Origin of the sequence: Geodermatophilus sp. DF01-2, from assembly GCF_004571065.1 — a bacterium.
Classification (GTDB): domain Bacteria; phylum Actinomycetota; class Actinomycetes; order Mycobacteriales; family Geodermatophilaceae; genus Geodermatophilus.
In genome coordinates this window covers 1-21,819 of sequence record NZ_SPQN01000040.1, presented here as the reverse complement: position 1 = coordinate 21,819, position 21,819 = coordinate 1, and the positions used below count along the sequence as shown (strand labels likewise).

At 75.7% G+C, this 21,819-nt stretch carries 25 protein-coding genes, 1 pseudogene and 1 riboswitch; of the genes and pseudogenes, 13 read left to right on the top strand and 13 right to left on the bottom strand.

Annotated elements, in window-relative coordinates:
- Positions 1-187: 187 nt before the first annotated feature.
- Positions 188-1,648: a glycine hydroxymethyltransferase gene (locus E4P41_RS12035; RefSeq protein WP_245177289.1), complete on the bottom strand. Its 1,461-nt coding sequence runs from the start codon at positions 1,646-1,648 to the stop codon at positions 188-190.
- Between the two features lie 29 nt (positions 1,649-1,677).
- A riboswitch (ZMP/ZTP riboswitch) is annotated at positions 1,678-1,762 on the bottom strand.
- A 79-nt stretch (positions 1,763-1,841) separates the two neighbouring features.
- On the opposite strand from E4P41_RS12035, the gene E4P41_RS12030 reads away from it, so the two are divergent.
- The 3 genes and pseudogenes from E4P41_RS12030 to E4P41_RS23215 form a co-directional block, all read left to right on the top strand.
- The gene (locus E4P41_RS12030; RefSeq protein ID WP_135141495.1) at positions 1,842-2,165 is read left to right on the top strand and encodes an Rv2175c family DNA-binding protein; all 324 of its coding nucleotides are present in this window, start codon (positions 1,842-1,844) and stop codon (positions 2,163-2,165) included.
- A gap of 28 nt (positions 2,166-2,193) precedes the next feature.
- A complete protein-coding gene (locus E4P41_RS12025) occupies positions 2,194-2,538 on the top strand; it encodes a lycopene cyclase domain-containing protein (RefSeq protein ID WP_135141494.1) in 345 nt (114 codons plus the stop codon).
- A 103-nt stretch (positions 2,539-2,641) separates the two neighbouring features.
- Positions 2,642-2,851: pseudogene (locus E4P41_RS23215) on the top strand (lycopene cyclase domain-containing protein); the annotation flags it as partial.
- On the opposite strand, the gene E4P41_RS12015 reads toward E4P41_RS23215, so the two are convergent.
- Genes E4P41_RS12015 through E4P41_RS12005 form a run of 3 tightly spaced genes read right to left on the bottom strand, consistent with a single transcriptional unit; the run spans position 2,848 to position 6,502 of the window.
- Positions 2,848-3,801: a phytoene/squalene synthase family protein gene (locus tag E4P41_RS12015; RefSeq protein ID WP_209307676.1), complete on the bottom strand. Its 954-nt coding sequence runs from the start codon at positions 3,799-3,801 to the stop codon at positions 2,848-2,850. The pseudogene E4P41_RS23215 and the gene E4P41_RS12015 sit on opposite strands and share 4 nt — an antisense overlap.
- On the bottom strand, positions 3,798-5,369 hold the full coding sequence (gene crtI / locus E4P41_RS12010; protein WP_135141492.1) for a phytoene desaturase family protein: 1,572 nt from the start codon (positions 5,367-5,369) through the stop codon (positions 3,798-3,800). Before crtI ends, E4P41_RS12015 begins: the two co-directional genes overlap by 4 nt.
- Positions 5,369-6,502: a polyprenyl synthetase family protein gene (locus E4P41_RS12005; protein WP_135141491.1), complete on the bottom strand. Its 1,134-nt coding sequence runs from the start codon at positions 6,500-6,502 to the stop codon at positions 5,369-5,371. Before E4P41_RS12005 ends, crtI begins: the two co-directional genes overlap by 1 nt.
- 165 nt (positions 6,503-6,667) lie before the next feature.
- Here E4P41_RS12005 and metF point away from each other — a divergent pair, with 165 nt between their 5' ends.
- The gene (gene metF, locus E4P41_RS12000; protein WP_135141490.1) at positions 6,668-7,570 is read left to right on the top strand and encodes a methylenetetrahydrofolate reductase [NAD(P)H]; all 903 of its coding nucleotides are present in this window, start codon (positions 6,668-6,670) and stop codon (positions 7,568-7,570) included.
- On the opposite strand, the gene E4P41_RS11995 is transcribed toward metF, so the two are convergent.
- Entirely contained in the window at positions 7,560-8,204 is a 645-nt protein-coding gene (locus E4P41_RS11995; protein ID WP_135141489.1) for a hypothetical protein, read from the bottom strand. The genes metF and E4P41_RS11995 overlap by 11 nt on opposite strands.
- A gap of 176 nt (positions 8,205-8,380) precedes the next feature.
- Here E4P41_RS11995 and E4P41_RS11990 point away from each other — a divergent pair, with 176 nt between their 5' ends.
- Entirely contained in the window at positions 8,381-8,821 is a 441-nt protein-coding gene (locus E4P41_RS11990; RefSeq protein WP_209307675.1) for a PIN domain-containing protein, read from the top strand.
- Between the two features lie 89 nt (positions 8,822-8,910).
- Here the strand turns inward: E4P41_RS11990 and E4P41_RS11985 are convergent, their stop codons facing one another.
- Positions 8,911-9,795: a hypothetical protein gene (locus E4P41_RS11985; RefSeq protein WP_135141488.1), complete on the bottom strand. Its 885-nt coding sequence runs from the start codon at positions 9,793-9,795 to the stop codon at positions 8,911-8,913.
- Between the two features lie 532 nt (positions 9,796-10,327).
- Between E4P41_RS11985 and E4P41_RS11980 the strand changes: the two genes are divergently transcribed.
- On the top strand, positions 10,328-11,251 hold the full coding sequence (locus tag E4P41_RS11980) for a DUF808 domain-containing protein (RefSeq protein ID WP_135141487.1): 924 nt from the start codon (positions 10,328-10,330) through the stop codon (positions 11,249-11,251).
- Positions 11,252-11,302: 51 nt separating this feature from the next.
- Here the strand turns inward: E4P41_RS11980 and E4P41_RS11975 are convergent, their stop codons facing one another.
- Complete coding sequence (locus E4P41_RS11975; protein WP_135141486.1) at positions 11,303-12,109, bottom strand: alpha/beta fold hydrolase; 807 nt, start codon at positions 12,107-12,109, stop codon at positions 11,303-11,305.
- Between the two features lie 57 nt (positions 12,110-12,166).
- Between E4P41_RS11975 and E4P41_RS11970 the strand changes: the two genes are divergently transcribed.
- The 4 genes from E4P41_RS11970 (at position 12,167) to E4P41_RS11955 (ending at position 14,984) form a co-directional block, all read left to right on the top strand.
- On the top strand, positions 12,167-12,823 hold the full coding sequence (locus E4P41_RS11970; protein ID WP_135141485.1) for a CDP-alcohol phosphatidyltransferase family protein: 657 nt from the start codon (positions 12,167-12,169) through the stop codon (positions 12,821-12,823).
- A gap of 100 nt (positions 12,824-12,923) precedes the next feature.
- A complete protein-coding gene (locus E4P41_RS11965; RefSeq protein ID WP_135141484.1) occupies positions 12,924-13,901 on the top strand; it encodes a carbohydrate kinase family protein in 978 nt (325 codons plus the stop codon).
- Positions 13,902-14,175: 274 nt separating this feature from the next.
- Positions 14,176-14,388 carry a hypothetical protein gene (locus E4P41_RS11960; protein WP_135141483.1) on the top strand — a complete coding sequence of 71 codons (213 nt, stop codon included), beginning with the start codon at positions 14,176-14,178 and terminating at the stop codon, positions 14,386-14,388.
- A 284-nt stretch (positions 14,389-14,672) separates the two neighbouring features.
- Positions 14,673-14,984 carry a hypothetical protein gene (locus E4P41_RS11955; protein WP_135141482.1) on the top strand — a complete coding sequence of 104 codons (312 nt, stop codon included), beginning with the start codon at positions 14,673-14,675 and terminating at the stop codon, positions 14,982-14,984.
- A 128-nt stretch (positions 14,985-15,112) separates the two neighbouring features.
- On the opposite strand, the gene E4P41_RS11950 is transcribed toward E4P41_RS11955, so the two are convergent.
- The 6 genes from E4P41_RS11950 to E4P41_RS11925 are packed head-to-tail and all read right to left on the bottom strand — an operon-like array spanning position 15,113 to position 20,441.
- The gene (locus E4P41_RS11950; protein WP_209307674.1) at positions 15,113-15,763 is read right to left on the bottom strand and encodes a flavin reductase family protein; all 651 of its coding nucleotides are present in this window, start codon (positions 15,761-15,763) and stop codon (positions 15,113-15,115) included.
- Positions 15,760-16,917, bottom strand: coding sequence for a glycosyltransferase family 2 protein (locus tag E4P41_RS11945; RefSeq protein WP_135141481.1), 1,158 nt, complete (start codon positions 16,915-16,917; stop codon positions 15,760-15,762). The genes E4P41_RS11950 and E4P41_RS11945 overlap by 4 nt, the downstream gene beginning before the upstream one ends.
- Positions 16,914-17,714 (bottom strand): carotenoid biosynthesis protein, encoded by an 801-nt coding sequence (locus E4P41_RS11940; protein WP_135141480.1) that lies wholly within the window; start codon positions 17,712-17,714, stop codon positions 16,914-16,916. Before E4P41_RS11940 ends, E4P41_RS11945 begins: the two co-directional genes overlap by 4 nt.
- Positions 17,711-19,348 carry an NAD(P)/FAD-dependent oxidoreductase gene (locus E4P41_RS11935; RefSeq protein WP_135141479.1) on the bottom strand — a complete coding sequence of 546 codons (1,638 nt, stop codon included), beginning with the start codon at positions 19,346-19,348 and terminating at the stop codon, positions 17,711-17,713. Before E4P41_RS11935 ends, E4P41_RS11940 begins: the two co-directional genes overlap by 4 nt.
- Positions 19,345-19,932: a GNAT family N-acetyltransferase gene (locus E4P41_RS11930; RefSeq protein WP_135141478.1), complete on the bottom strand. Its 588-nt coding sequence runs from the start codon at positions 19,930-19,932 to the stop codon at positions 19,345-19,347. The genes E4P41_RS11935 and E4P41_RS11930 overlap by 4 nt, the downstream gene beginning before the upstream one ends.
- Positions 19,929-20,441 (bottom strand): YbaK/EbsC family protein, encoded by a 513-nt coding sequence (locus E4P41_RS11925; protein ID WP_135141477.1) that lies wholly within the window; start codon positions 20,439-20,441, stop codon positions 19,929-19,931. Before E4P41_RS11925 ends, E4P41_RS11930 begins: the two co-directional genes overlap by 4 nt.
- A 235-nt stretch (positions 20,442-20,676) precedes the next feature.
- Here E4P41_RS11925 and E4P41_RS11920 point away from each other — a divergent pair, with 235 nt between their 5' ends.
- The 3 genes from E4P41_RS11920 to E4P41_RS11910 form a co-directional block, all read left to right on the top strand.
- A complete protein-coding gene (locus E4P41_RS11920) occupies positions 20,677-21,003 on the top strand; it encodes a DUF6504 family protein (protein WP_135141476.1) in 327 nt (108 codons plus the stop codon).
- The gene (locus E4P41_RS11915) at positions 21,003-21,488 is read left to right on the top strand and encodes an SAV_6107 family HEPN domain-containing protein (protein ID WP_135141475.1); all 486 of its coding nucleotides are present in this window, start codon (positions 21,003-21,005) and stop codon (positions 21,486-21,488) included. The genes E4P41_RS11920 and E4P41_RS11915 overlap by 1 nt, the downstream gene beginning before the upstream one ends.
- Positions 21,485-21,819, top strand: a 335-nt coding sequence (locus tag E4P41_RS11910; protein WP_135141474.1) for a PHP domain-containing protein, incomplete at its 3' end; no start/stop codon positions are given. The genes E4P41_RS11915 and E4P41_RS11910, both read left to right, overlap by 4 nt.

Sequence of the window (21,819 nt, the reverse complement as noted above, 5' to 3'; positions counted from 1 at the left end):
TGGAGATCGGCGTCGGGCAGCACAGTGCTCCGACCGACCCGGCGTGCCCAGGTCGACGCCGAGGCCGGGTGCCCGGGGGCCGTGCCGAAAAACGCCGGTCACGGCAAGGTCACCGGATCGACACGTGGGCGGGTGCGTGGTGCGGGACGCCGAGCCCGGGCCCGTGCGCCCGCCCGAGCGCGCGAGCTCAGCCGAGTTCGAGGCCGGGGTAGAGGGGGTGGCGGTCGAGCAGCTCGGTGGCCGCGTCGCGGGTCCGGTCGGCCAGCCCGTCGGCCGTCGCGTACCGGGCCTTGGACGGCGAGCCGTCGCGGCTGGCGGTCGGCGTGGTGTGCGACAGCACGTCGACGACGAGCTCGGCGGTGCGGTCGAACTCCTCGGCCCCGAAGCCGCGGGTGGTCAGCGCCGGCGTGCCCAGCCGGATGCCGGAGGTGTACCAGGCGCCGTTCGGGTCGGCCGGGACGGCGTTGCGGTTGGTGACGATGCCGGCGTCCAGCAGCGCGGACTCCGCCTGCCGGCCGGTGAGGCCGAAGCCGGACACGTCGACGAGCACCAGGTGGTTGTCGGTGCCCCCGGTGACCAGCGTGGCGCCCCGGCGGGTGAGCCCCTCGGCCAGCGCGACGGCGTTGTCGACGACGCGCTGGGCGTACCCGGCGAAGGCCGGCTGTCGCGCCTCGGCGAGGGCGACCGCCTTGGCGGCCATGACCTGCGGCAGCGGGCCGCCGAGCACCATCGGGCAACCGCGGTCGACGGCGTCGGCGAACTCCGGCTGGGCCAGCACCATGCCGCCGCGGGGGCCGCGCAGCGACTTGTGCGTCGTCGTCGTGACCACGTGGGCGTGCGGCACCGGGTCGAAGTCGCCGGTGAACACCTTGCCGGCGACCAGGCCGGCGAAGTGGGCCATGTCGACGACCAGGGTGGCGCCCACCTCGTCGGCGATCTCCCGCATCGCCGCGAAGTCGACCCGCCGGGGGTAGGCGGAGTAACCGGCCATGAGGACGAGCGGCCGGAACTCCCGCGCCCGATCCCGCACCGCGGCGTAGTCGAGCAGGCCGGTCCCCGGGTCGGTGCCGTAGGAGGACTGCTCGAACATCTTGCCGCTGATGTTGGGCCGGAAGCCGTGGGTGAGGTGGCCGCCGGCGTCCAGGGACATGCCGAGCATCCGCTGGTCGCCGAGCTCCCGGCGCAGCGCCGACCAGTCGGCGTCGGTCAGCTCGTTGACGTGCCGGACACCGGCCTTCTCCAGCGCCGGGGACTCCACGCGGGAGGCCAGCACCGCCCAGAAGGCGACCAGGTTGGCGTCGATGCCCGAGTGCGGCTGGACGTAGGCGTGGGGGGCGCCGAACAGCTCGCGGGCGTGCTCGGCGGCCAGCGCCTCGACGGTGTCGACGTTCTGGCACCCGGCGTAGAAGCGGTGCCCGACGGTGCCCTCGGCGTACTTGTCGGAGAGCCAGTTGCCCATGGTGAGCAGCACGGCGGGGCTGGCGTAGTTCTCGCTGGCGATCAGCTTCAGCGAGGCCCGCTGGTCGGCGAGCTCGGCGCCGATCGCGTCGGCCACCCGGGGCTCGACGGCCCCGATGACCTGCAGGGCACTCCGGTAGGCGGCGGAGACGGTGGCGGCGGTTCCGTCGGTCATGGCTGCGTCGGTCATGGCAGGGCTCCAGCGCGAGGGGACGACGAGACAGGTGCCCAGGCGCCCGGCGGGGTGGTGCGGGCCGCTCCCCGGTGGTGGTCCACCTCTGCAGCGCCAGTCACGGCCTGCGTCCGATCGTAGCGAGGGCGGTCGGCCGGGACGACGGCGTCCCGGCGGACGGCGGGCCCTGCGGACCATAGGCTGGGACGCCATGGAGACGCTCACTCCCGCGGAGGTGGCCGACGTACTGGGGGTCTCGCCGAACCGGGTCCGCCAGCTGCTGCGCGAGCACAAGCTCATGGCCGTCCCCGGCAGCGGCAACAGCCGCATCCCGGCCGACTTCCTCCAGGACGGCGCCGTCCTCAAGCACCTGCCGGGGCTGATCACCGTCCTCAAGGACGGCGGGTTCAGCGACGAGGAGGCCTTCGAGTGGCTGTTCCGCGCCGACGAGACACTGCCCGGCACGCCGGTCGAGGCGCTGCGCGGCGACCGGCACGGCGAGGTCACCCGCCGGGCCCAGGCGCTGGCGTTCTGAGCCGGGGCGGGCGGAGGGAGCGGGTGGCGTGGGCCAGCTGACCTACCTCGCGCTGCTGGCCGGCTGCCTGCTCGTCACCGCGCCGCTGGAACTGCTGCTGCGGGTGCGGGTGTACGCCCGCTGGCGGCGGCTGCTGGTGGCGGTCGCGCCGGAGTTCGCCGTGTTCGTGACCTGGGTGCTCTACGCCATCGCCCAGGGCCACTGGGACTACTCCCGCGAGCTGACCCTCGGCGTCCGGCTGCCGGGGGGCATCCCGGTCGAGGAGGTGCTGTTCTTCCTCGTCGTCCCGCTGTGCTCGGTGCTCGCGCTGGAGGCGGTGCGGAAGGTGACCGGCTGGGACGCCGGCTACCCCGCCGAGGAGACCGAGCGGTGAGCCCGGCCGTCCCGCTGTGCCGGCGTCCTCCCCGCTCTGCCGGTGACATGTCGCCGGAGGAGCGCGGAACCCGCCGGCAGAGCCGGGTGTCAGGGGAGCGGCCGTGAGCTACTCCGCGCTGGCCGTGCTGGCCGTGGCCGCCGTCCTCGTCGTGGACCTGGCCGTCTACCGCACCCGCATGGTCACCCGGCCGGTGTTCTGGGTGGCCTACGCGATCATCGTGACCTTCCAGCTGCTGATGAACGGCGTGCTCACCGGCCTGGGGGTCGTCACCTACGACCCGGACACCGTCTGGGGCCCGCGGATCGCCTACGCGCCGGTCGAGGACCTGCTGTTCGGCTTCGCCATGGTCACCCTCACCCTGGCCAGCTGGGCGGCGGTCAACCGGCGGGCGAACACCGCCAGGCGCCGCGGCCTGGACACCCGCACCCGGCGGTCGAGCACCCGGTAGTCGGCCCGCTCGATCTCGGTGAGGATGCCGCCGTAGAGGTCGGTGGCGGCCCGCACGCAGTCCCGCGACTCCGGCGCCAGCATCGGCGTCCCAGGGGCGGCGTCGTCGTAGCGGCGGCGCACGATCGCGACCATCTCGCGCATCAGCTCCCGGAAGTTCGCGTCGTGCCGCTTGGCCGCCAGCTGCTCGCGGGTCACGCCGTGCGCGGCCATGAGGTCCGCGGGCAGGTAGACCCGGCCGCGGTCGGCGTCCTCGGCGACGTCGCGGAGGAAGTTGGTCAGCTGGAACGCCTCGCCCAGCGCGATCGCATGCGGCGCGGCCTCCTCGCGGGCCACGCCCGGCGCGGTGCCCAGGACGGGGAGCACCTGCAGCCCGATGACCGCTGCCGACCCCCACGTGTAGCGGTCGAGGGCGTCCAGGTCGGCGTAGCCGGTGACGGTGAGGTCGCTGGTCATGGCGGCGAGGAAGTCGACCAGGTGCTCGACCGGGATCCGGTACCGGCGGTTGGTGTGCACGGTCGCCAGCCGCACCGGGTCGTCGGACCAGCCGGCCTCCAGCTCGGCGAGCAGCGCGCGGGACCAGTCGGCGAGGTCGCGCTCGGGGTCGGTGCCGGGGTGGTCGACGAGGTCGTCGGCGGTGCGGGCGGCGGCGTAGAGGGCGTGGATCGCCGGACGCCGGTCGGGGGTCAGCAGCCGGGTGGCCAGGTGGTAGCTCTTGCCGTGGTGGGCGGCGATCGCGGCGCAGTGCCGGTAGGCGGCGTCCAGCCGGGCCTGCCGCTCGGCCTGGGTGCGGGGCGGGTCGGTAAGCGTCACCGGGCCACCGCCCCGTCCGCCTTCGTCGCGATACCGGCACCGGAGGACGGGCCGGTGATGCGTTCCGCGGCGAGCCGGCCGCTGATGACGACCATCGGCACGCCGACGCCCGGCTGCACCGAGGAGCCGGCGAGGACGACGTTCTCCGGGCCGCGCCGGGGCAGCGTCGGCGTCCGGAAGGGGCCGGTCTGGCCGAAGGTGTGCGCCAGCGCGAACGGCGTTCCGGCCGCCATGCCCTGCGCCGCCCAGGTCCTCGGGGTGTCGACGTGCTCGACCTCGATCGCGCCGGTCAGCCCGGTCCAGCCGCGGGCCTCCAGCACGGCGAGCACCTCGTCGCGGTAGCGGGGGCCGAGCGCCGTCCAGTCCAGGTCGGGGTTGCCGCCGCTGTGCGGGTCCAGGTTCGGGGTGGGCGCGACGACGCTGAGCACCTGGCCGCCCTCGGGTGCGAGGCTGCGGTCGGTGCGCGACGGCATGCTGACCAGCAGGCTCGGGTCGGTCATGATCCTTCCCCGCCGAGCCCCGGAACCCCCGCCGAGGCGTCGCCCGTCGCGGGTGAGCTCGTCGAACACCTCCCGCCATGCCGCGCCGAAGCTGATCGTGTGGTGCGCCTGTCCCGGCAGCTCGGCGCGGGCGCCGACGTGCACGGCCACGCAGGACGGCGAGTAGACCGGTCGCCGCCGGCGGGTGAACCCGGGTACCAGCACCTCCGGCCGGTCGACGGCGACGACGACGGCGTCGGCGGGCAGCCGCTCGCCGTCGTCGGTCAGCACGCCGGTGACCCGCGACCCGGTGACCTCGAGCCGTTCGACCGACGCCCCGTACCGGAACGCCACCCCGGCGTCGGCGCCCGCGGCGGCCAGTGCCCGGGGGACGGCGGCGATCCCGCCCACCGGGTGCCAGACACCGGCACCGATGTCGAGCTGGGCGATGACGGCGTAGGCGGCGATCGCCCGGTACGGGCTGACCCCGGCGTAGAGGGCCTGGAAGCTGAACAGCCGGCGCAGCCGGTCGTCGGTGAAGTGCCGCTCGACGTGCCGGGAGAGCCGGCCGAACCCGCCGCGCCGGACCAGCTGCACGAGCTCGGGGCCGAGCAGGTCCAGCGGGGTGTCGAGGTTGCGGTCGATGAAGGTGTGCAGTTGCAGCCGGTAGAGCGCGGCCAGGTCGGCCAGGTACCGGCGCAGCGCGACGGCCTCGCCCGGCCCGCACAGCGTCTCCACCTCGGCGGCGAAGGCGTCCGGGTCGGCGTGCACGTCGAGGTGCGAGCCGTCGGCGAACCGCGCCCGGTAGGTGGTCTCCAACGGGACGAGGGTCAGCCGGTCCTCGAGCTCGTCGCCCACCGCGGCGAGGGTGTCGGCGACCAGCTCCGGGGCGGTGAACACCGACGGCCCGGTGTCGAGGGCGTAGCCGCGCTCCTCGACCCGCCCGGCGCGGCCGCCGGGCCCGGACCCGCGCTCGACGACGGTGACCTCCCGCCCGGCCCCGCGCAGCCGCAGGGCGGCCGACAGCCCGGCGAGGCCCGCGCCGACGACGACGACGCGGTCGGTGCGCCCGGGGACGGTGCGGACCATCAGGCGGTGCGGGTGGTCGCGGCGACGGCGAGCGCGTCCAGCGCGGCGCGGGCGTCCTCGGCGAGCGGCGCCTCGGCGATGGCGGTCCGGGCCAGGGCGGTGCGCTCGGCGATGCGCTCCTCGACCCGGGCGCGGGCGCCGGTGCTCTCGATGAGCGCCCGCAGCGCGTCGAAGTCGTCGGCGTCGGAGTTGCCGAGCAGCTCGGCGATCAGCCGGCGGCCGGCGGCGTCCGCGGCCTCCTCGGCCAGCGCGACGAGCAGCGTCTGCTTGCCCTCGCGCAGGTCGTCGTCGGCGGACTTGCCGGTGACGGATGGGTCGCCGAACACCCCGAGGACGTCGTCGCGCAGCTGGAACGCCTCGCCGAGCGGCAGGCCGATGGTGGAGTAGACCTCCGCGACGCGCTCGCCGGCGCCGGCGATGGCCGCGCCCAGCTGCAGCGGTCGCTGCACGGTGTAGCCGGCGCTCTTGTAGCGGGCCACGGTGAGCGCCCCCTGCGCGCCGGGCAGGCCGCCGGCGGCGCGCAGCAGGTCCAGGTACTGCCCGGCGGTCACCTCGGTGCGCATGGTGTCCCAGACGGTCCGCGAGCGGGCGAGTGCGGCGGGGGAGAGGCCCGAGCAGCGCAGCAGCTCGTCGGACCAGACCAGGGCCAGGTCGCCGATGAGGATCGCCGCGCCGACCCCGAAGGCGTCGCCGTCCCCGGCGAGCCGGCCGTCGCCGTGCCGGGAGGCGAAGCCGACGTGGGTGGCCGGGCGGCCCCGGCGGGTCAGCGCGCCGTCCATGACGTCGTCGTGGACCAGGGCGCTGGCGTGCACGAACTCCAGCGCGGCGACCGCCCGTAGCACGGCCGCGTCGTCCTCGGCCGGGCCGTCCTCGGGGTGGTGACCGCGCACCCCGCGCCAGCCCCAGTAGGCGAACAGGGGACGCAGCCGCTTGCCGCCGTCGGCGAGGGCGCGGAGCTCGTCGACCACCGGCAGCAGGGCGTCGTCCATCTCGGCCAGCGTCTGCCGCTGGACGTCGAGGAAGCGGGCCAGCGCGGTGGAGACGGCCGCACGGATCCGCTCGATCTCGGCGGCGGCCGGCGGGGGTGCCGGGGGGAGGGCGGTGGACTCGCGCTGCTGCGCCCCGGCGATCACGGACCGAGTATCGCCCGCGACCCGATCGGGCGCGGCCGGGATCCGGGGGTGGTCGATCGGGAGCACAGCGGCAGCCTCCTCGGTCCGCGGGCGCACAGGTACCGCAGTGCCTTCGCCCGGCCGGTCCCGTCCGGATGCAGGGGGACGTCCGTATCCTCGGTGTCCATGACCCCGACCGTGCGCGAGCTGCTCGCCGAGGCCCGGCCGACGTGGTCGTTCGAGTTCTTCCCGCCCAAGAGCCCTGAGGGCGCCACCCAGCTGTGGACGGCGCTGCGCGAGCTGGAGCGGCTGCACCCGTCGTTCGTGTCGGTCACGTACGGCGCCGGCGGATCGACCCGCGAGGGCACCGTCTCGGTGACCGAGCGCATCGCCACCGAGACGACGATGACGCCGCTGGCGCACCTGACCGCGGTCGACCACAGCGTCGCCGAGCTGCGACACGTGGTCAGTCGGCTGGCCGCGGCCGGCGTGCGCAACGTGCTGGCGCTGCGCGGCGACCCGCCCGGCGCCGACCCGCAGGCCGAGTGGGTGGCCCATCCCGAGGGGCTGCAGTACGCCTCCGAGCTGGTCGAGCTGATCCGCTCGATGGGCGACTTCTCCGTCGGGGTGGCGGCGTTCCCGGAGCGGCACCCGCGGTCGCCGGACTTCGACACCGACGTCGAGATGTTCGTCCGCAAGTGCCGGGCCGGCGCCGACTTCGCGATCACCCAGATGTTCTTCCGGGCGGAGGACTACCTGCGGATGCGCGACCGGGTGGCCGCCCGCGGCTGCGACGTCCCGGTCATCGCCGGGGTCATGCCGGTGACCAACGTCCGGCAGATCGCCCGGATCGTGCAGCTGTCGGGTCAGGCCTTCCCCGGGCACCTGGCCGCCCGGTTCGCCGAGCTGGACGGCGACCGCCCCGAGGACAGGGCGGCGGTGCGGGCCTACGGCGTCGAGGTGGCCACCGAGCTGTGCCGGACGCTGTTGGACGAGGGCGTTCCCGGCATCCACTTCATCACCATGAACCGGTCGACGGCGACGCGTGAGGTGCACGCCAACCTGACCGCGGTCGGCGCTACGCGCTGAGGCGGTTCGGCGCGGTCCCGAGCGCGGCGGCCGCGGCCGCCGCGGCCCGGCGCAGCCCCTCGCGCTCGGCGGCGTAGCCGCCGATCACACCGATCACCGGCAGGTTGGCCAGGAACCGGTGGTGCAGCTTGCCCTTGGGGCGGGCGTCGAGGGTGTCGTCGATGCGGCTGAGCAGCCGGGCCACCCGCCACAGCGTCCGCACGGTGCCGCGCACCCCGGCGCGGTCTGCTCTCGCACCGAACGCCTCCTCGGCGTAGGCGCCGGGGGCGCGATCCAGCAGCGGCCGGACCGACTCCGGCGACAGGTGGCGGCCGAGCAGCACCCGGGTCAGCAGGGACACCCGCTCGGCCGGGTCCTCGACGCCGTGCTCGGTGGCCACACCACCCACGACGACGGTCTGCACCGCGGTGCCGACGGTGTTCTGCAGCGGCAGCAGGTCGGCGAGCTTCCCGGCGAACCGCGGTACGGCGCTGAGGCCGGCGGCGACGCGGGGGACCCGGTCGGCCCACCAGCGGTCCCGTTCGGCCTGCGGCAGCGCCGGCGGCCGGCCCAGCCGGCGGACCAGCGGTGCGGTGAGCTGATCGACCCGGCGGAGGACGTCGACGACGACCGCGTCACTGATGGGAGGCGCCATGGCCGCTGCTCTACCCGCTGGGCCGCCACCCGCATGCGTCTCCCGGCCTGCTGGTCGGCACGCCTGTCCCGCCGTCAGCCCGGCTCTTCCACCATGGAGGCAGCTCCGCGACCGAGCGGCGAGTTCGTGCGTCGGGACCACGGTGACCTGCTGTACGACGACGCGGGCCTGCCGGCGTGATCGTCGACGCCCCGGCGCGCGTTGCAATCGTGCGGTCGGAACCGGGGGCAACCCGCTCCGTGGATGCCCTCGCCGGCTCCGCAGCTCCGCGGGTCTCCGCTGTCGACGTCGTGGCGGCCGCGATCGTCGCCGATGCGGCCGGCGATCCCGTCGCCGTCCGGCGGTTCGACAGATTCGTCGAGACGTCGGGGCTGTCGACCGTTGCGGTCGCACCAGCGCAGGCCGCGCTGGCCCGGGCGGCCTACCGCGACCTCGGCAAGGAAGGCGGCCACCCCACCCGGCCGGACTCCGGTGACTGCTTCGCGTGCGCCCTCGCCGTCGAGACGGGCGAGCCCCTGCTGCTCGAGGGCGACGACTTCGGCCACACCGACGCAAACGCCGGCGCTGCCCGCATCGGCGTAGGGCCAGGGCCGGCGCGTCCTGACGGGGCCGGCTGACTTCGTAGCTCATGTCGAAGAGGGGCGGTGCCGGAACGTCCACCCGCGGAGTCGTGCCTGCCCACCACCGCGGGCAGGCACGAGCACCGTCAGACCTGGTACCTGGCCCCGTCCGGCGGCTCGGCCAGGGGGGCGCGGGTGCGCGTCATGAGGTCGACCAGCTCGGTCATCGCCATCCGCACCGCGGCGATGTCCTCGGCCACGCCGCCGATGCCGCCGTCCCCCCGGCCCGAGGGCGAGGCGGTGTCGACGGTGAGCCCGTCGATCTCGGCGGCGCTGCGCTCCAGCCGCTCCAGGTCGGTCAGCTGCCGCAGCTCGGCCGACAGCTGCGCGGCCTGGTCGCGGTAGCGGATCAGCGCGTCGGCGCGCCGGCCGAGCTGGCGGGCGGCGGTCTCCAGCGCGGCTGCCTGGCGGTCCCAGTACTCCGCCGCGGGCCCGGCCGGGCGCAGGCCGAGGGACACGCGGGCCTGCCGGATCCGCAGCGCGAGGTCGACGACCTGGTCGACCTCGGCCTGCCCGTCGAAGGCCGCCCGGCTGTGCGCCAGGAACGGCGAGTGCCAGGCGGGCTCCCGGACCGTCTCGGCCCACGCCCGGCTGGCCGCCGCGGCGACCCGTGCTTCGGTGGTGTCCCAGGCGGCGAGCGCCGCCTGGGCGGACGACGACATCGGGAGGGCCGACGAGTCAGCCTTCTCCCGGCGTTGCTGGTGCACCGCGACGCCGGCCAGCGGGACCACCAGCCCGATCCCGGCCGTGGACAGGAACAGCGCCAGGCCGAGCACCAGCTTCTGCTCCCCGGACAGCCGCAGCCACCACCGGCCGATCGCGTCCAGCCAGTCCAGCCGGACAACGGCGTCGCGCAGCCGGGCCCAGGACGGCGCCGGCCCCGGCTCCCGACGCGGTGACCGGGCCACGACCAGCTGGCCCCCGGTGAGGTACCGCGTCGGCCAGAGCGCCCCGTCGTCCGCCGTCCCCATGCCCCGCCCTCCCTGCTGCGCCCGGTGAACACCCGTAGCCCTAGGGTGCCGATCATGGCCGCGGAAGGAAGTACCCGCGCGTGGGATCCGCGAGAGTGTCGGCGCGCGAGCCGGTCGACTCCGGCGAGCGACACCCCTACGCTGGTCCGGCCAGCGGCGCTCGGTGATGGGTGCGTCCGCTGGGCGACACTCCCCGTCCGGGCACCGACACCGCGACCGGCGGGCCGCCGCGCCGGTCGCCGTTGACCGTCGCGGGAGCAGGAGCGCGGTCGTCCGCCGAGGACCGCCAGGGCGAAGGAGCGTGGGAAATCCGCCGTCCCGGCGGGCCCCGGCCGCGCCGGCCCCTGCAGCCCCGGTCGTGGAGCCGGTCGCCGCTGAGCAGAACGCCCCATCCCCTCCGGACGGGGCCTCCGACGTGCCCGGCCGGCACGTCCACCGGGGATCGCCGAGCCAGTCTCCGCGCGCGGTACGGCCGGACGGACCACCATCACTGAAACAGCACAGGAGTGCTGACCGACCGGAAGGACGTCCCGTGGCGGGTGGACTCGTAGCTCTGTTCGACGACGTGGCGGTGCTGGCGCGCGCCGCCGCCGCCTCGGTCGATGACATCGGGCTCGCTGCTGGACGGGCCAGCGCGAAGGCCGCCGGCGTCGTCGTCGACGACGCCGCCGTCACGCCGCAGTACGTGCGTGGCCTGGCTGCCGAGCGCGAGCTGCCGATCATCCGGCGCATCGCCCTCGGATCGTTGCGCAACAAGCTGCTCATCCTCCTGCCCGCGGTGCTGCTGCTCAGCCAGTTCCTGCCGGTCCTCCTCACCCCGCTCCTCATGCTCGGCGGCGCCTACCTCTGTTACGAGGGCGCGGAGAAGGTGTGGCACAAGATCAGCGGCCACGACGACCACGCCGCGGGCGAGGAGACGCTCCCCGACGAGGACACCGTCGTGTCCGGAGCCGTCCGCACCGACTTCATCCTGTCGGCGGAGATCATGGTCATCTCGCTGAACGAGGTGGTCGACGAGCCGTTCCTGTCCCGGGCGGTGATCCTCGTGGTCGTCGCGCTCGGCATCACCGTCCTGGTGTACGGCTTCGTCGGTCTCATCGTGAAGATGGACGACGTCGGGCTGCGCCTGGTCGAGCGCCCCGGCAAGGGCGTGGCCCGGCTCGGGCGCGGACTGGTGAAGGCGATGCCCCGGCTGCTCACCGCCCTCACCGTGCTCGGGACCGCCGCGATGCTGTGGGTCGGCGGCCACATCCTGCTGGTGGGCACCGACGAGTTGGGGTTCCACCTCCTGTACGGCGTCCTGCACCACCTGGAGGAAGAGGTGGCGGCGGCCACCGGAGCCGTCGGCGGGATCCTGGCGTGGCTCGTCGACACGCTGGCCAGCGCCCTCGTCGGGCTGCTCGTCGGCGCGGTGATCGTGGCCGTCGTGAGCCTGACGCTGCACCGGCGCAAGTAGAAGGACCCCCTGCCCCCCGCCACTCGCAGCTTCCGCCCGCGAAAGGCACCTTCAGCCGCGGAGCCGGGCGCAGTCCTCCGGGCCCAGTGGTATCGGGTCACCCGGCCGCAGCTGCTCGAGCACGATCGCCTGGACCAGCGGAGCGCGCGGCAGGTCGACGTGCGGAACGCGGGCGTCGGCGCACACCGACTGCACCGGCAGGTCCAGCGCCCCCTCCAGCCGGGCCGACTCCGGCGGGGTCACCGTCCGGTCCTGCGTCGTCCAGATGGAGACCCAGGTCGGCCCCTCCGGCGTCTCGTCGCCGGCGTTGAGCTGGGCCAGCAGCGCGCTGCGGGTGCTCATCTGCCGGCAGGCCTCCGGACACCGGTCGGGGGCCAGCGAGCCGGCGAGGTCGGCCAGCGTGGTGCCGTGGTGCGGCGAACCGAGCGTGACGATCCGGCGGGCGACGTCCGCGCCGCCCTCGGCGGCCCACAGCCGGGCGACCACCCCGCCGGCCGAGTAGCCGACGACGTCGACGCTCTCCGCTCCGGTCCGCTCCAGCGCGGCGCCGGCCGCCTCGGCGAGGGCCTCGGCCGACTCGCGGAGGTCGCCGGTGCCGTCCCCGGGGACCGCGACCACCGTCGCGTCGCGCCCCTCGGCGACCAGCCGGTCGGCCAGCGGCTGCAGCGCCGAGGCCGACCCGCCGTAACCGGGGACCAGGAGCACCGGTCCGGGCTCCTCCAGGGACACCGGCTGCCGGCCCGCGGCATCCGACTGCCGGCCCAGCAGCAGCGCCCCGCCGGTTGCCAGGACGGCGACCACGGCGAGGACCAGGACGGTCACGACCAGGCGGCGGGCGGGGGAGAGACCGGCGGACACCCCTCCACTGTCCCCGCCCCACCGGGCCTGGTGAACTGCGGTCGTGGGGCGGACGCCGTGCTGAGCCGGGAGGAGTACCTCGCCGCGTGGTCGGCCTGGCACGGCGGGACCGACCCGGCGCAGAGCCGGCTGGTGCGTGGGTGGCTGTCGAGCGTCTACGCCCTGGCCCGACGGGTCGCCGGGCTGCCGCCGGTCGCGGCGACCGCCGCCGGGCTGGCCGTCGCCACGGCCGCCGTCGTCCTCGCTGCGCTCGGCGGTGCCTGGCTGGTGTTCGCCGGTGCGCTCGTCGGGGTCTCCGCCGTCCTGGACGGCCTCGACGGGGCGCTGGCGATCGCCACCGGCCGGGCGTCCCGCCGAGGCTTCGTGCTCGACTCCGTGGTGGACCGGCTCGGCGAAGCCGCGTTCGCCGCCGCGCTGTGGGTGGCCGGCGCGCCCGGCTGGCTGGCCGCCGCCTACGGCGGACTGTGCTGGCTGCCGGACTACCTCCGGGCCCGGGCCGGACAGGCCGGCGTCGCCGAGACCGGCGCCCTGTCGGTGTGGGAGCGCCCGACCCGGGTGGCGATGACCGGTCTCACCCTCGGCGGGGCCGGGGTGGTGTCCGGCCTCGGGTACGCCGAGGCGGTGGTCACATCCGGGACGGCGGTCGGCTGTCTGCTCGGTGTCGCCGGCGTCGTCCAGCTGGGGACGGCGTTGCGCCGGGCGCTGGCCGACTGAGGCCGTCCGGCGCGGTACCGGGGCGGCTCCTAAGGTGTGGAGGCCGTCATCCGACGTCCACCGGGCGTCCCGCCGAACGCCGTCCCGAGGGAGCGCTCCCGTGCCCGTCGTCGTCACCGGCTCGATCGCCACCGACCACCTGATGACCTTCCCGGGGAAGTTCACCGAGCAGTTCGTCGAGGGCCAGATGGAGAACGTGTCGCTGTCGTTCCTCGTCGACGACCTGGTGCAGCACCGCGGCGGCGCCGGCGCCAACATGGCCTACGGCCTCGGGCTGCTGGGCGTCGCGCCGGTGCTGGTCGGCGCGGTGGGCAGCGACTTCGCCGACTACGAGGCGTGGCTGAGCCGGCACGGCGTCGACACCGCCGGCGTGCACTGGTCGGAGCTCAAGCACACCGCCCGGTTCGTGTGCACCACCGACGCGGTGAACAACCAGATCGCGTCGTTCTACTCGGGCGCGATGTCGGAGGCCGCGTCGATCGAGCTGGCCCCGGTCGCCAATCGGGTCGGCAACCTGGACCTCGTCGTCGTCGGCCCCAACGACCCGACGGCGATGGTGCGGCACACCCAGGAGTGCCGCGCCCGCGGCTACGCCTTCGCCGCCGACCCCAGCCAGCAACTGGCCTGGGCCGACGGCGGGATGATCCGCGACCTGGTCGACGGCGCCGAGCTGCTGTTCACCAACGAGTACGAGGCCGCCCTGCTGCTGCAGAAGACCGGGTGGAGCGACGGGGAGGTGCTCGACCGGGTCGGCACGTGGATCACCACCCGAGCGGCCGATGGCGTGCTGGTCCGCCAGGCCGGGGCCGAGCCGATCGAGGTGATCGCCGTCCCGGAGACCAAGCCGGTCGAGCCGACCGGCGGCGGTGACGCGCTGCGTGCCGGGTTCATCGCCGGCCGGATGTGGGGCCTGGACCTCGAGCGGGCCACCCAGCTGGGCTCGGCGGTGGCCACCGAGGCGGTCGAGGTCATCGGCACCCAGGAGTACACGCTCCAGCGCGAGCCTTTCCTCGAGCGTTTCGCCGCGGCCTTCGGCGCCGACGCCGCCGACGAGATCGCCGCCCACCTGCCGAACTGAGGTCGTCGGACGGGGTCCGCTCCGCGCCGCACGGACCGCGTCCGGTCGCCCGACCGGCGAGTGGTCGTCGTGTGTCCAAAGTCACGGTACGGATACGCACCGGTGTGCCGCGCCGTGTTACTGGAGGGGCTGGCGGGACTGTTGTGCCCCGGCCCCCCACCGACGGCGCAGGGCCAGGCTCAGTGAGGAGTTGAGTTCGGCGATGTACGAACCTGGTAGGTGCTCCGGCGGCAACCACCTGGCCCCGAAGGCCGGCGGGTCATGCCCCTGCGGGATGGTGACCCGTATCCCGGCCCCCAAGCGGTTCGCGGCCGAACCTCCGCCCGAGGTCCTGACCCTGCTCGCGCAGTGCCTGCACGACGGGTCCTCGGCCCTCGACGCAGCGGCCTCCGGGTTGCTCCGCGAGCGGGCCGACCGGCTGCTCGCCGCGCTCACCACAGCCGGATTGGTCCTCAGCGCGGGAACGGTGGACCGGCTGTCGGCCTGAGCCGTCAGCTCTCGGTGGACGATCGGGCGGGCGCGGCGGCCGACAACCGCGCGCGCCCGATCGCACCAGCGCTGGCGCACCCGGCCGGCCGCTCCCTGCGCTCCCATGCTCCGCCGGTACCGGACGGGGCGGATCGGACCTGCGGTCACCGAGGACCCGGATCGGGTCGGGCGCGGTCGACGGATAGCCCGAACAGGCACCGCCGCACCGCTGACCTACTCGGTGGAGTGAGGGCCTGCGGCCATCCCGTTCCCAGCAGGTCCGGCGGCGGGGAGCGTGCAGGGATGATGTACAGGGCGGCGGCGGCACTTCCGTACCCGGACCGCGCGCGGGCGACCGCCGGTCTCTGCGGACAACTGCGTCTCCTGGCGAGAGCCGGCGGCGGCGAGTTGGACTGGACGACCCTGACCGTCGACGGTCCCATCGAGGTTCCGGTACCTGGTGGGGCGACGTGGTTCGAGTGGCAGGTGACCATCGAGGCGATCGGCGGCCGGGATCTCACCCGCGAACCCGTCGACGACCTGCCCGCGGTCGATCCGACCGCCCGGCACGCGACCGCATCAGCCGCGACGCGACCTCAACCCGCCGTCGAGTGAGCGGGCAGCCCCTTCCTGCCGCACCTGCTCCAGCAGCTCCACCATGTCGGTGCTGCCCGACCGAACCGACGCGCACACACGTCAGGCGCCCTCTCCCGATGACCGAGAGGGCGCCTGGCGTGTGTTCGTCACTGCTGGCGGAGGTTCTCGCCGATGGAGGGGTCCTCGGCCCATCGGCGGTAGGAGATCCGCCCGATCTCGCGGACCTCGCCGAGCGTCGTCCACTCGTTGCCGCCCAGCCGCGCCAGCGGCTGCAGCCGCTCGATCCGCGGCCGCCCGCCCTCGACCACGCTCTCCCACACGCTGATCAGCTCAACCCGGCCGAAGACCACCGTGCTGTCGCCCAGCCGCACCGTCGAGTGCAGCGTGCACTCCACCGCGACCGGCGACCCGGCCACCCGGGGGACGCCGACCCGCTCGCCCGGCTCGAGGGCGATGCCGACCTCCTCGGGCTCGCCGACCCCGGGCGGGAAGTCGGTGCCCGTGGCGTTGACCTGCTCGAACAACCACTCCGGGGTGAGGCTGACGGTGAACTCACCGGTGGCCTCGACGTTGTCCAGCGAGTCCTTGCGGCCGACCGAGGTGAACTGCACGACCGGTGGCGACACGCAGGCCACCGTGTAGAAGGAGTGCGGCGCCAGGTTCGCCACGCCCTCGGCGGAGCGGCTGCAGACCCAGGCGATCGGGCGCGGCACCACCACCGAGTTGAGCACCCGGTAGAAGGCGCCGCCGTCCATGGCTGCCGGGTCGAAGTGCACGCGCGGCTCAGGGCTGGTCACCGGGCCATCGTCTCCCGGGCCGCCGGCGCGCCGCCGACCGGGCGGCCGCGCCAGGTCAGCGTGCCCCGCCGCCGTCCGGCCACCGACCCGGCGAGCAGCACGTCGAACAGCAGCATCGACGCCGGGTGCGCCAGCGAGTCCGGCCAGACCCGGCTGCCGGTCGCCGCGGCCGAGACTGCCCGGCCGGCCACTCCGGCCGCGTAGCCGACCAGCCCCGCCCGCGAGCCGCACAGCGCGGCCAGGGCGGGCAGCACCCAGACGGCGGTCAGCCCGGCGGCGACCGCGACGCTCGCGGCCGGCGAGCCGCCCACCGAGGCCCACAGCGACTTGGCGTAGCCGGCCCGCAGCGCCGGCCAGCCCTCGTACATCCGGCAGGCGGCCAGCCGCGATCCGTCGACCGGCACCGCGCGGCCACCGGCCCGCTTCACCGCCCGCGCCAGCGCGACGTCCTCGATCACGTCGCCGCGCACCGCGGCGTGCCCCCCGGCCCGCGCGTACGCCGATCGCCGGACGACGAGGAACTGGCCGTTTGCCGCCGTCAGCGACGGCCGCGCCGAGTGCTCCGCCAGTCGGACCGGCAGCGTGGTGACCCACAGCCAGGGCCCGAGCGGCTGCAGGAGTCGCTCCGCTGCGGTCGCGGTGACCGGCCGCGGCCAGGGCGAGACGAGGTCCAGACCGTGCGCCTCGAGGACGGCCACCGCCCCCGCGACCGCGTCGGGGAAGAGCCGGACGTCGGCGTCGAGGAAGACCAGCACGCCGTCAGGGTCGTGGTCGGGGGCCGGGTCGGGGTCGCCGGCCGCCGCCCCGGCGGCGCAGGCGTGCGGCTTGCCCAGCCAGCCCGGAGGTGGCTCGTCGGCGAGGACCAGCTGCACCCGCGGGTCGTCGACCTCCCGCACCACCGCGGCGGTGCCGTCGGTCGAGCCGTCGTCCACCACGACGACCCGCAGGTCGGGCACGCCCTGCTGGGCCAGCACCGCGGCCAGGCAGCCGCCGACCTGAGCCTCCTCGTCGCGCACCGGCAGCACGACGGTGACCGGCCGGCGGACCGGTGGCGGCCCGGCCGGGGGACGGCGCAGCAGCGCCAGGTTGACCACGGCGTGCAGCGCGCCGGCGACCGCCGTCCCGGAGAGGACGCGCAGCAGCCGGCCCCTCACCGCCGGGCCTGGTACGCCAGGGCGGCCAGCACCGGGACGGCGAGCAGCGCGCCCCACGCCGCCGACCCGGGCAGGTCGAGCCAGCCGGCGTGGGCGAGTGCGCCGCCGAGGGTCATCCACGCCAGCACCAGCAGCGGTGCGCCGTCGCCGGCGCGCGGTGGCTCGATCGCGGTGTGGGCGACGAGCAGGTCGAGCAGCGCCATGAGGACCAGGCCGGCCAGCAGCCAGCCGGCCAGGTTGGTGAGCGGCACCGTGTCGATGCCGGGAAGCGAGGGCTGCGGGTGGGCCCACGTCCAGTAGCCGGCCTGCACCATCTGCGGGTCGAGCACGACGTCCCACCCGGCGAAGACCGCCGCGGCGACCGCGACCCGGGCGACCCGCTGCCGGCCCGGTCGCGCGCCACGGGTCAGTCGGCGGGCCAGCAGCCAGCTCGGCCAGGCCATCATCAGCCAGGCCAGCGGCACGAGGAACGGGACGCCGAGCAGCGTGGGCCCGAGGTCGTCGCTGTAGGTGTATTCGCCGTACGGGAACCCGGTGGCCAGGCCGACCGACTCGAACACGACCGCGGTCGCCGCCGTGACCAGCAGGACGCCGGCCCCGGTCCGCCCGCCCCGGCTGACCGCCGCGTGCACCACCGACACCGTCGACCCGAGCAGCACGATCGTCCAGCTGACCGCGTCGCGGGCCGCGCCGGGCTCGAGCAGGGGGTAGGCGATCGCGGTGAGCACGAGCAGCACGGCCGGCACCCAGACGACCGCGGCCGGCGCGCTGCCCCGCCGCAGGACCAGGTCCGTCACCGCGCCCTCCGGGCGAGGCCGCGGCGCAGGGCCTCGCGGGCACGGGCCGGCACGCTGCGGTCGGCCAGGACGACGCGGGCCGCCGTCCGCCCGGAGTTGCCCGACACCCCGCCACCGGGATGGGTGGAGGCGCCGGCCAGGTAGAGGCCGGGCAGACCGGGCACGCGGTAGCCCGAGAGCGCCGGCGTGGGCCGGAACGCGAACATGCTGGCCAGCCCCATCTCCACGTGCATGACGTTGCCACGCAGCAGCGACAGTTCCCGCTCCAGCAGCAGCGGGGTCTGCACGTACGTCCGCTGCACCGAGGCGGCGAACCCGGGCGCGAAACGGTCGACGGCGACGATCAGCCGGGCCGCCTCGGCCTCGGCGAGCGCGTCCCAGTCCGCGCCGTCGGCGAGTGCGTACGGGTACCACTGCCCCCACACGGTGACCACGTGCTGCCCGGGCGGGGCGAGGGTGTCGTCGCTCGCGGAGAAGCACATCGCCAGCGGCACCGGCTCGCGGGGCAGCCGGCCGGCCAGCCAGTCACCGTGGGCGGAGGCCAGCTGCGCGCGGTCGGTACAGAGCAACTGCAGCCCGCCCAGCGCCTGCGACGGCTCGACCCCCGGGTAGGCCGGCGGGGCGTCGGTGAGCGCCCGGACCACCAGGCCGAAGCCGTTGCCCACCGGCGGGGCGGCGTCGGCCAGCGCCGGCGGGGCGTGCTCGCCGGCCAGGTCGCGGGTGGCCAGCACGTGGCACGCGGCCACCACGACCGGGGCCGGGACCCGCCGTCCCGACCGGGTCTCGACGCCGGTGACCCGGCCGCCCTCGACGAGCAGCCGGGCGGCGCCGTCCCCGAGGACGACCCGCCCGCCGTCGGCCTCCAGCCGCCGCCGGAGGGCCTGGGTGAGCTCGCCCGAGCCGCCCACCGGGTGGCCGGGCGGGACGTCGTGGAGCAGCGTCGCCCACGCGACCATCGCGGCGGTGCCGGGCTCGGACATCGGCGGGCCGGACTGCGCGCCGAACCAGGCGAGCGCCGCCTTGAGCCGCTCGCTGGCGAACCAGCGGTCCAGCAGCGCGTCGCCGGAGCCGAGGAAGTCGACGGCGAGGTCGCCGCCGGAGGTGCGCGTCCGGCCGTCGGCGGGGGCGCCCAGCGGCCAGAAGGAGCGGGCCAGGCCGCCGACCGTCGGGCGCCGGGCGAAGGAGCCGACGACGGCGCGGCTGCGCGGGGACCAGACCTCGACGAACCGGCGGTAGGCGTCGGCGTCCTCCTCGCCGCAGGCGGCGGCGATCGAGGCGCAGGTGGCGTCCAGGTCGACGGAGAAGACCAGCGGCCGGCCGTCCGGGCCGGGGTCGCCGGGGGACGGCGCGGGCGCGAAGCCCCACGGGTCGCAGTCGACGTAGCGCAGGCCGTGGGCGGCGAGGTCCAGCTCCTCGACGATCCCGCTCTGCCGGACGATCACGTGCGCGCTCGAGCCGCGGTCGACCCGCACGCCGGGCCAGCGCTCGACGGTGGAGACCGCCCCGCCGAGCACCTCGTCCCGCTCGAGGACCTCCACCCGCAGACCGGCGCGGGCCAGGTAGCAGGCGGCGACCAGCCCGTTGTGCCCGGCGCCGACGACGACGGCGTCGACGGACGTGCCGTCCGTCCTCACGGACGGTCGGACCGGGACGCCGGGGACGACAGCGGCAGGCGGGCGCCGAGGATGGCGAAGGGGCGGGAGTCGCCAGGGAAGCGGTGGTTGCGGGCCAGGTCGACGAAGCCGTCGGCGTGGTACAGCCGGAAGGCCTTGGTGTCGTTGTCGGGGGTGGACAGCAGCGCCGCAGGGTGGGGAAGTCCGGCCAGCAGGGCGTGCAGCAGCTGGCGGCCCAGCCCGCGGCTCTGGTGGCTGGGGTGCACGTGCAGCTCGCAGACCTCGAAGGCGCCGGACAGCCACCGCTTCGCCGTCCGCCGGTCGAGCGCGGTGCGCACCTGGTCGTGCCACCACTGGCCGGGCCCGACCAGGTAGCCGTAGCCGAAGCCGACGAGGACCTCGCCCTCGCGGGTCTGCACGAAGGCGCCGACCGCCCGGAACCCGGGGCGCTCGGTGTGCTGGATCGCGTAGCCGTAGCGGCCGGCGACCACCGAGGAGCTGTAACCCATCGCCTCGCCGTAGATGGCCAGGGCCTCGTGCATGTGGTCGCGCAGCCACCCGGTGGGCAGCTCGGTGATCCGCGCCGCGGGTGTCGTGCCGGTCATGAGGGCACCGACTCGGGAAGGGTGACCGGGCCGTCGCCGACCTCGGCCGCGGTGCCGCCGGTCAGCCGCAGCAGCTCCTCGTAGCTGGTCGGGAACACCGCGCGCGGGTGCCCGGCGGCGGCCCAGACCCGGTCGTGCCGGGCCAGCTCGATGTCGACCAGCGTGCCGATCGGCTCGGGGTGCCCGATCGGCGCCACCCCGCCGATCGGCTGGCCGGTGTGCCGGCGCACGAAGTCCGCCGACGCCCGGCGGATCCCTGGGACGCCGAGCAGCGCGGCCACCTTGGGGACGTCGACCCGGTGCGCGCCGCTGGTGAGCACCAGCAGCGGCGCGCCGTCGACGTCGAAGACCAGGCTGTTGGCGATGGCCCCGAGCGGGACGCCGAGCTCCGTCGCGGCCTCGGCGGCGGTGCGGGCGCTGCCGGGGAGCTCGAGCACCTGTCCGGTTGCACCGGCCTCGGCCAGGAGGGTGGAGAGGGCGGCCACCCGGGGGTGCTCGGGTCGGCTCATGGCTCGATCCTGCCATCGGCTCCGGCCGCCCGCTCCGGCCTCCGGCCGCCGGGCCGGCTCCGCCACCGACGGTCCGGTCGCGCGTCCGCTTGACGCCGTCGATGCCGTCAGGTGTACTCGATGTGGTTCGAACAAGCGTTCGAGCCGCGTCGGCCTCCTGCCGCACCCGGGTCCTTCCCCACCCGGTGCGGCGGGTCGGGCCGGTGGGGCGGCGCAGAGCGGTGGGGAGTCTGACATGAGCCGGGTGCTGAGCGGGGTCGGCGATCGGGTCGGCGAAGAGGTGCTGGTCGAGCGCGGGCCGCTCGGCCCGGCGCAGTTCTGGCGCGGGCAGTCGAGGTACGTCGTCGGCGAGCTGCTCGACTCGTGGGTGGAGACCGCCCCGTGGTGGCAGCACGGTGCCGCGGTAGCCGGTGGCGCCTCCGCCGAGCTGGTCGCCACCCGCGAGGTGTGGCGGGTGGAGGCGGTCCGGGCCGGCCGGTCGCGGATGAGCTTCGCCGGCGTCTTCGACCTCAGCTGGGAGTCGACAGGCAACCGGTGGTCGCTCGTGCGGGTGCACGACTGATGGGAGCCGTCCGCGTCATGGCCGACCAGCTGCCCCTGCCGCCGCCGCTGCCGCCGGCCGCCGCCCAGTTGCTCGACCAGGCCTCCCGCGCGCTGGCCGAGGCGGCGGCGAGCACCGACGCCCGGCAGCGCTACGCCACGGCCCACCTGGGCGCGCTGCGAGCCGCCGCCGCGGTGCTGGCCGCCCGTACCCGGCCGGAGTCCGGGCGGCGTCGCCCGCGCAGCGCCTGGGTGCTGCTCGGCCAGGTCGCACCCGAGCTGGGGGAGTGGGCCACCTTCTTCGCCGCCGGAGCGGCCAAGCGGGCCGCCGCCGAGGCGGGACTGTCCCGTGCGGTCACCGACCGCGAGGCCGACGACCTCGTCCGCGACGTCCGCACCTTCCTCGCCGTGGTGGAGACCAGCCTGGGCAGCACGTCGCCGCCGGAGTCGCCCCGGCACGCGCGTCCCCGGGTGGTCGGCGGGTCCGAGCACCGGAACGGGCGGTGAGGCCCGACCCCTTCGTCCACCTCCACGTCGCCTCGGGCTACTCCATGCAGTACGGGGCCAACCACCCGGCCGACCTGGTCGAGCGAGCAGCCGAGCACGGCATGCGAGCCCTGGCACTCACCGACCGCGACGGGCTCTACGGGGTGGTGAAGTTCGCCCTGGCCTGCCGGGCGGCCGACGTCCGGCCGCTGTTCGGGGTGGACCTGGCGGTGACGCCCTCGGTGGACACGACCGTTCCGCCGGCCCTCGCCCCGGTGGTCGGGGGTGCGCACTCGGCGCAGCGGGCGCGGGCCCGCCGGCCGGACGCGCCGGCCGGCGGGCCCGGCAGATC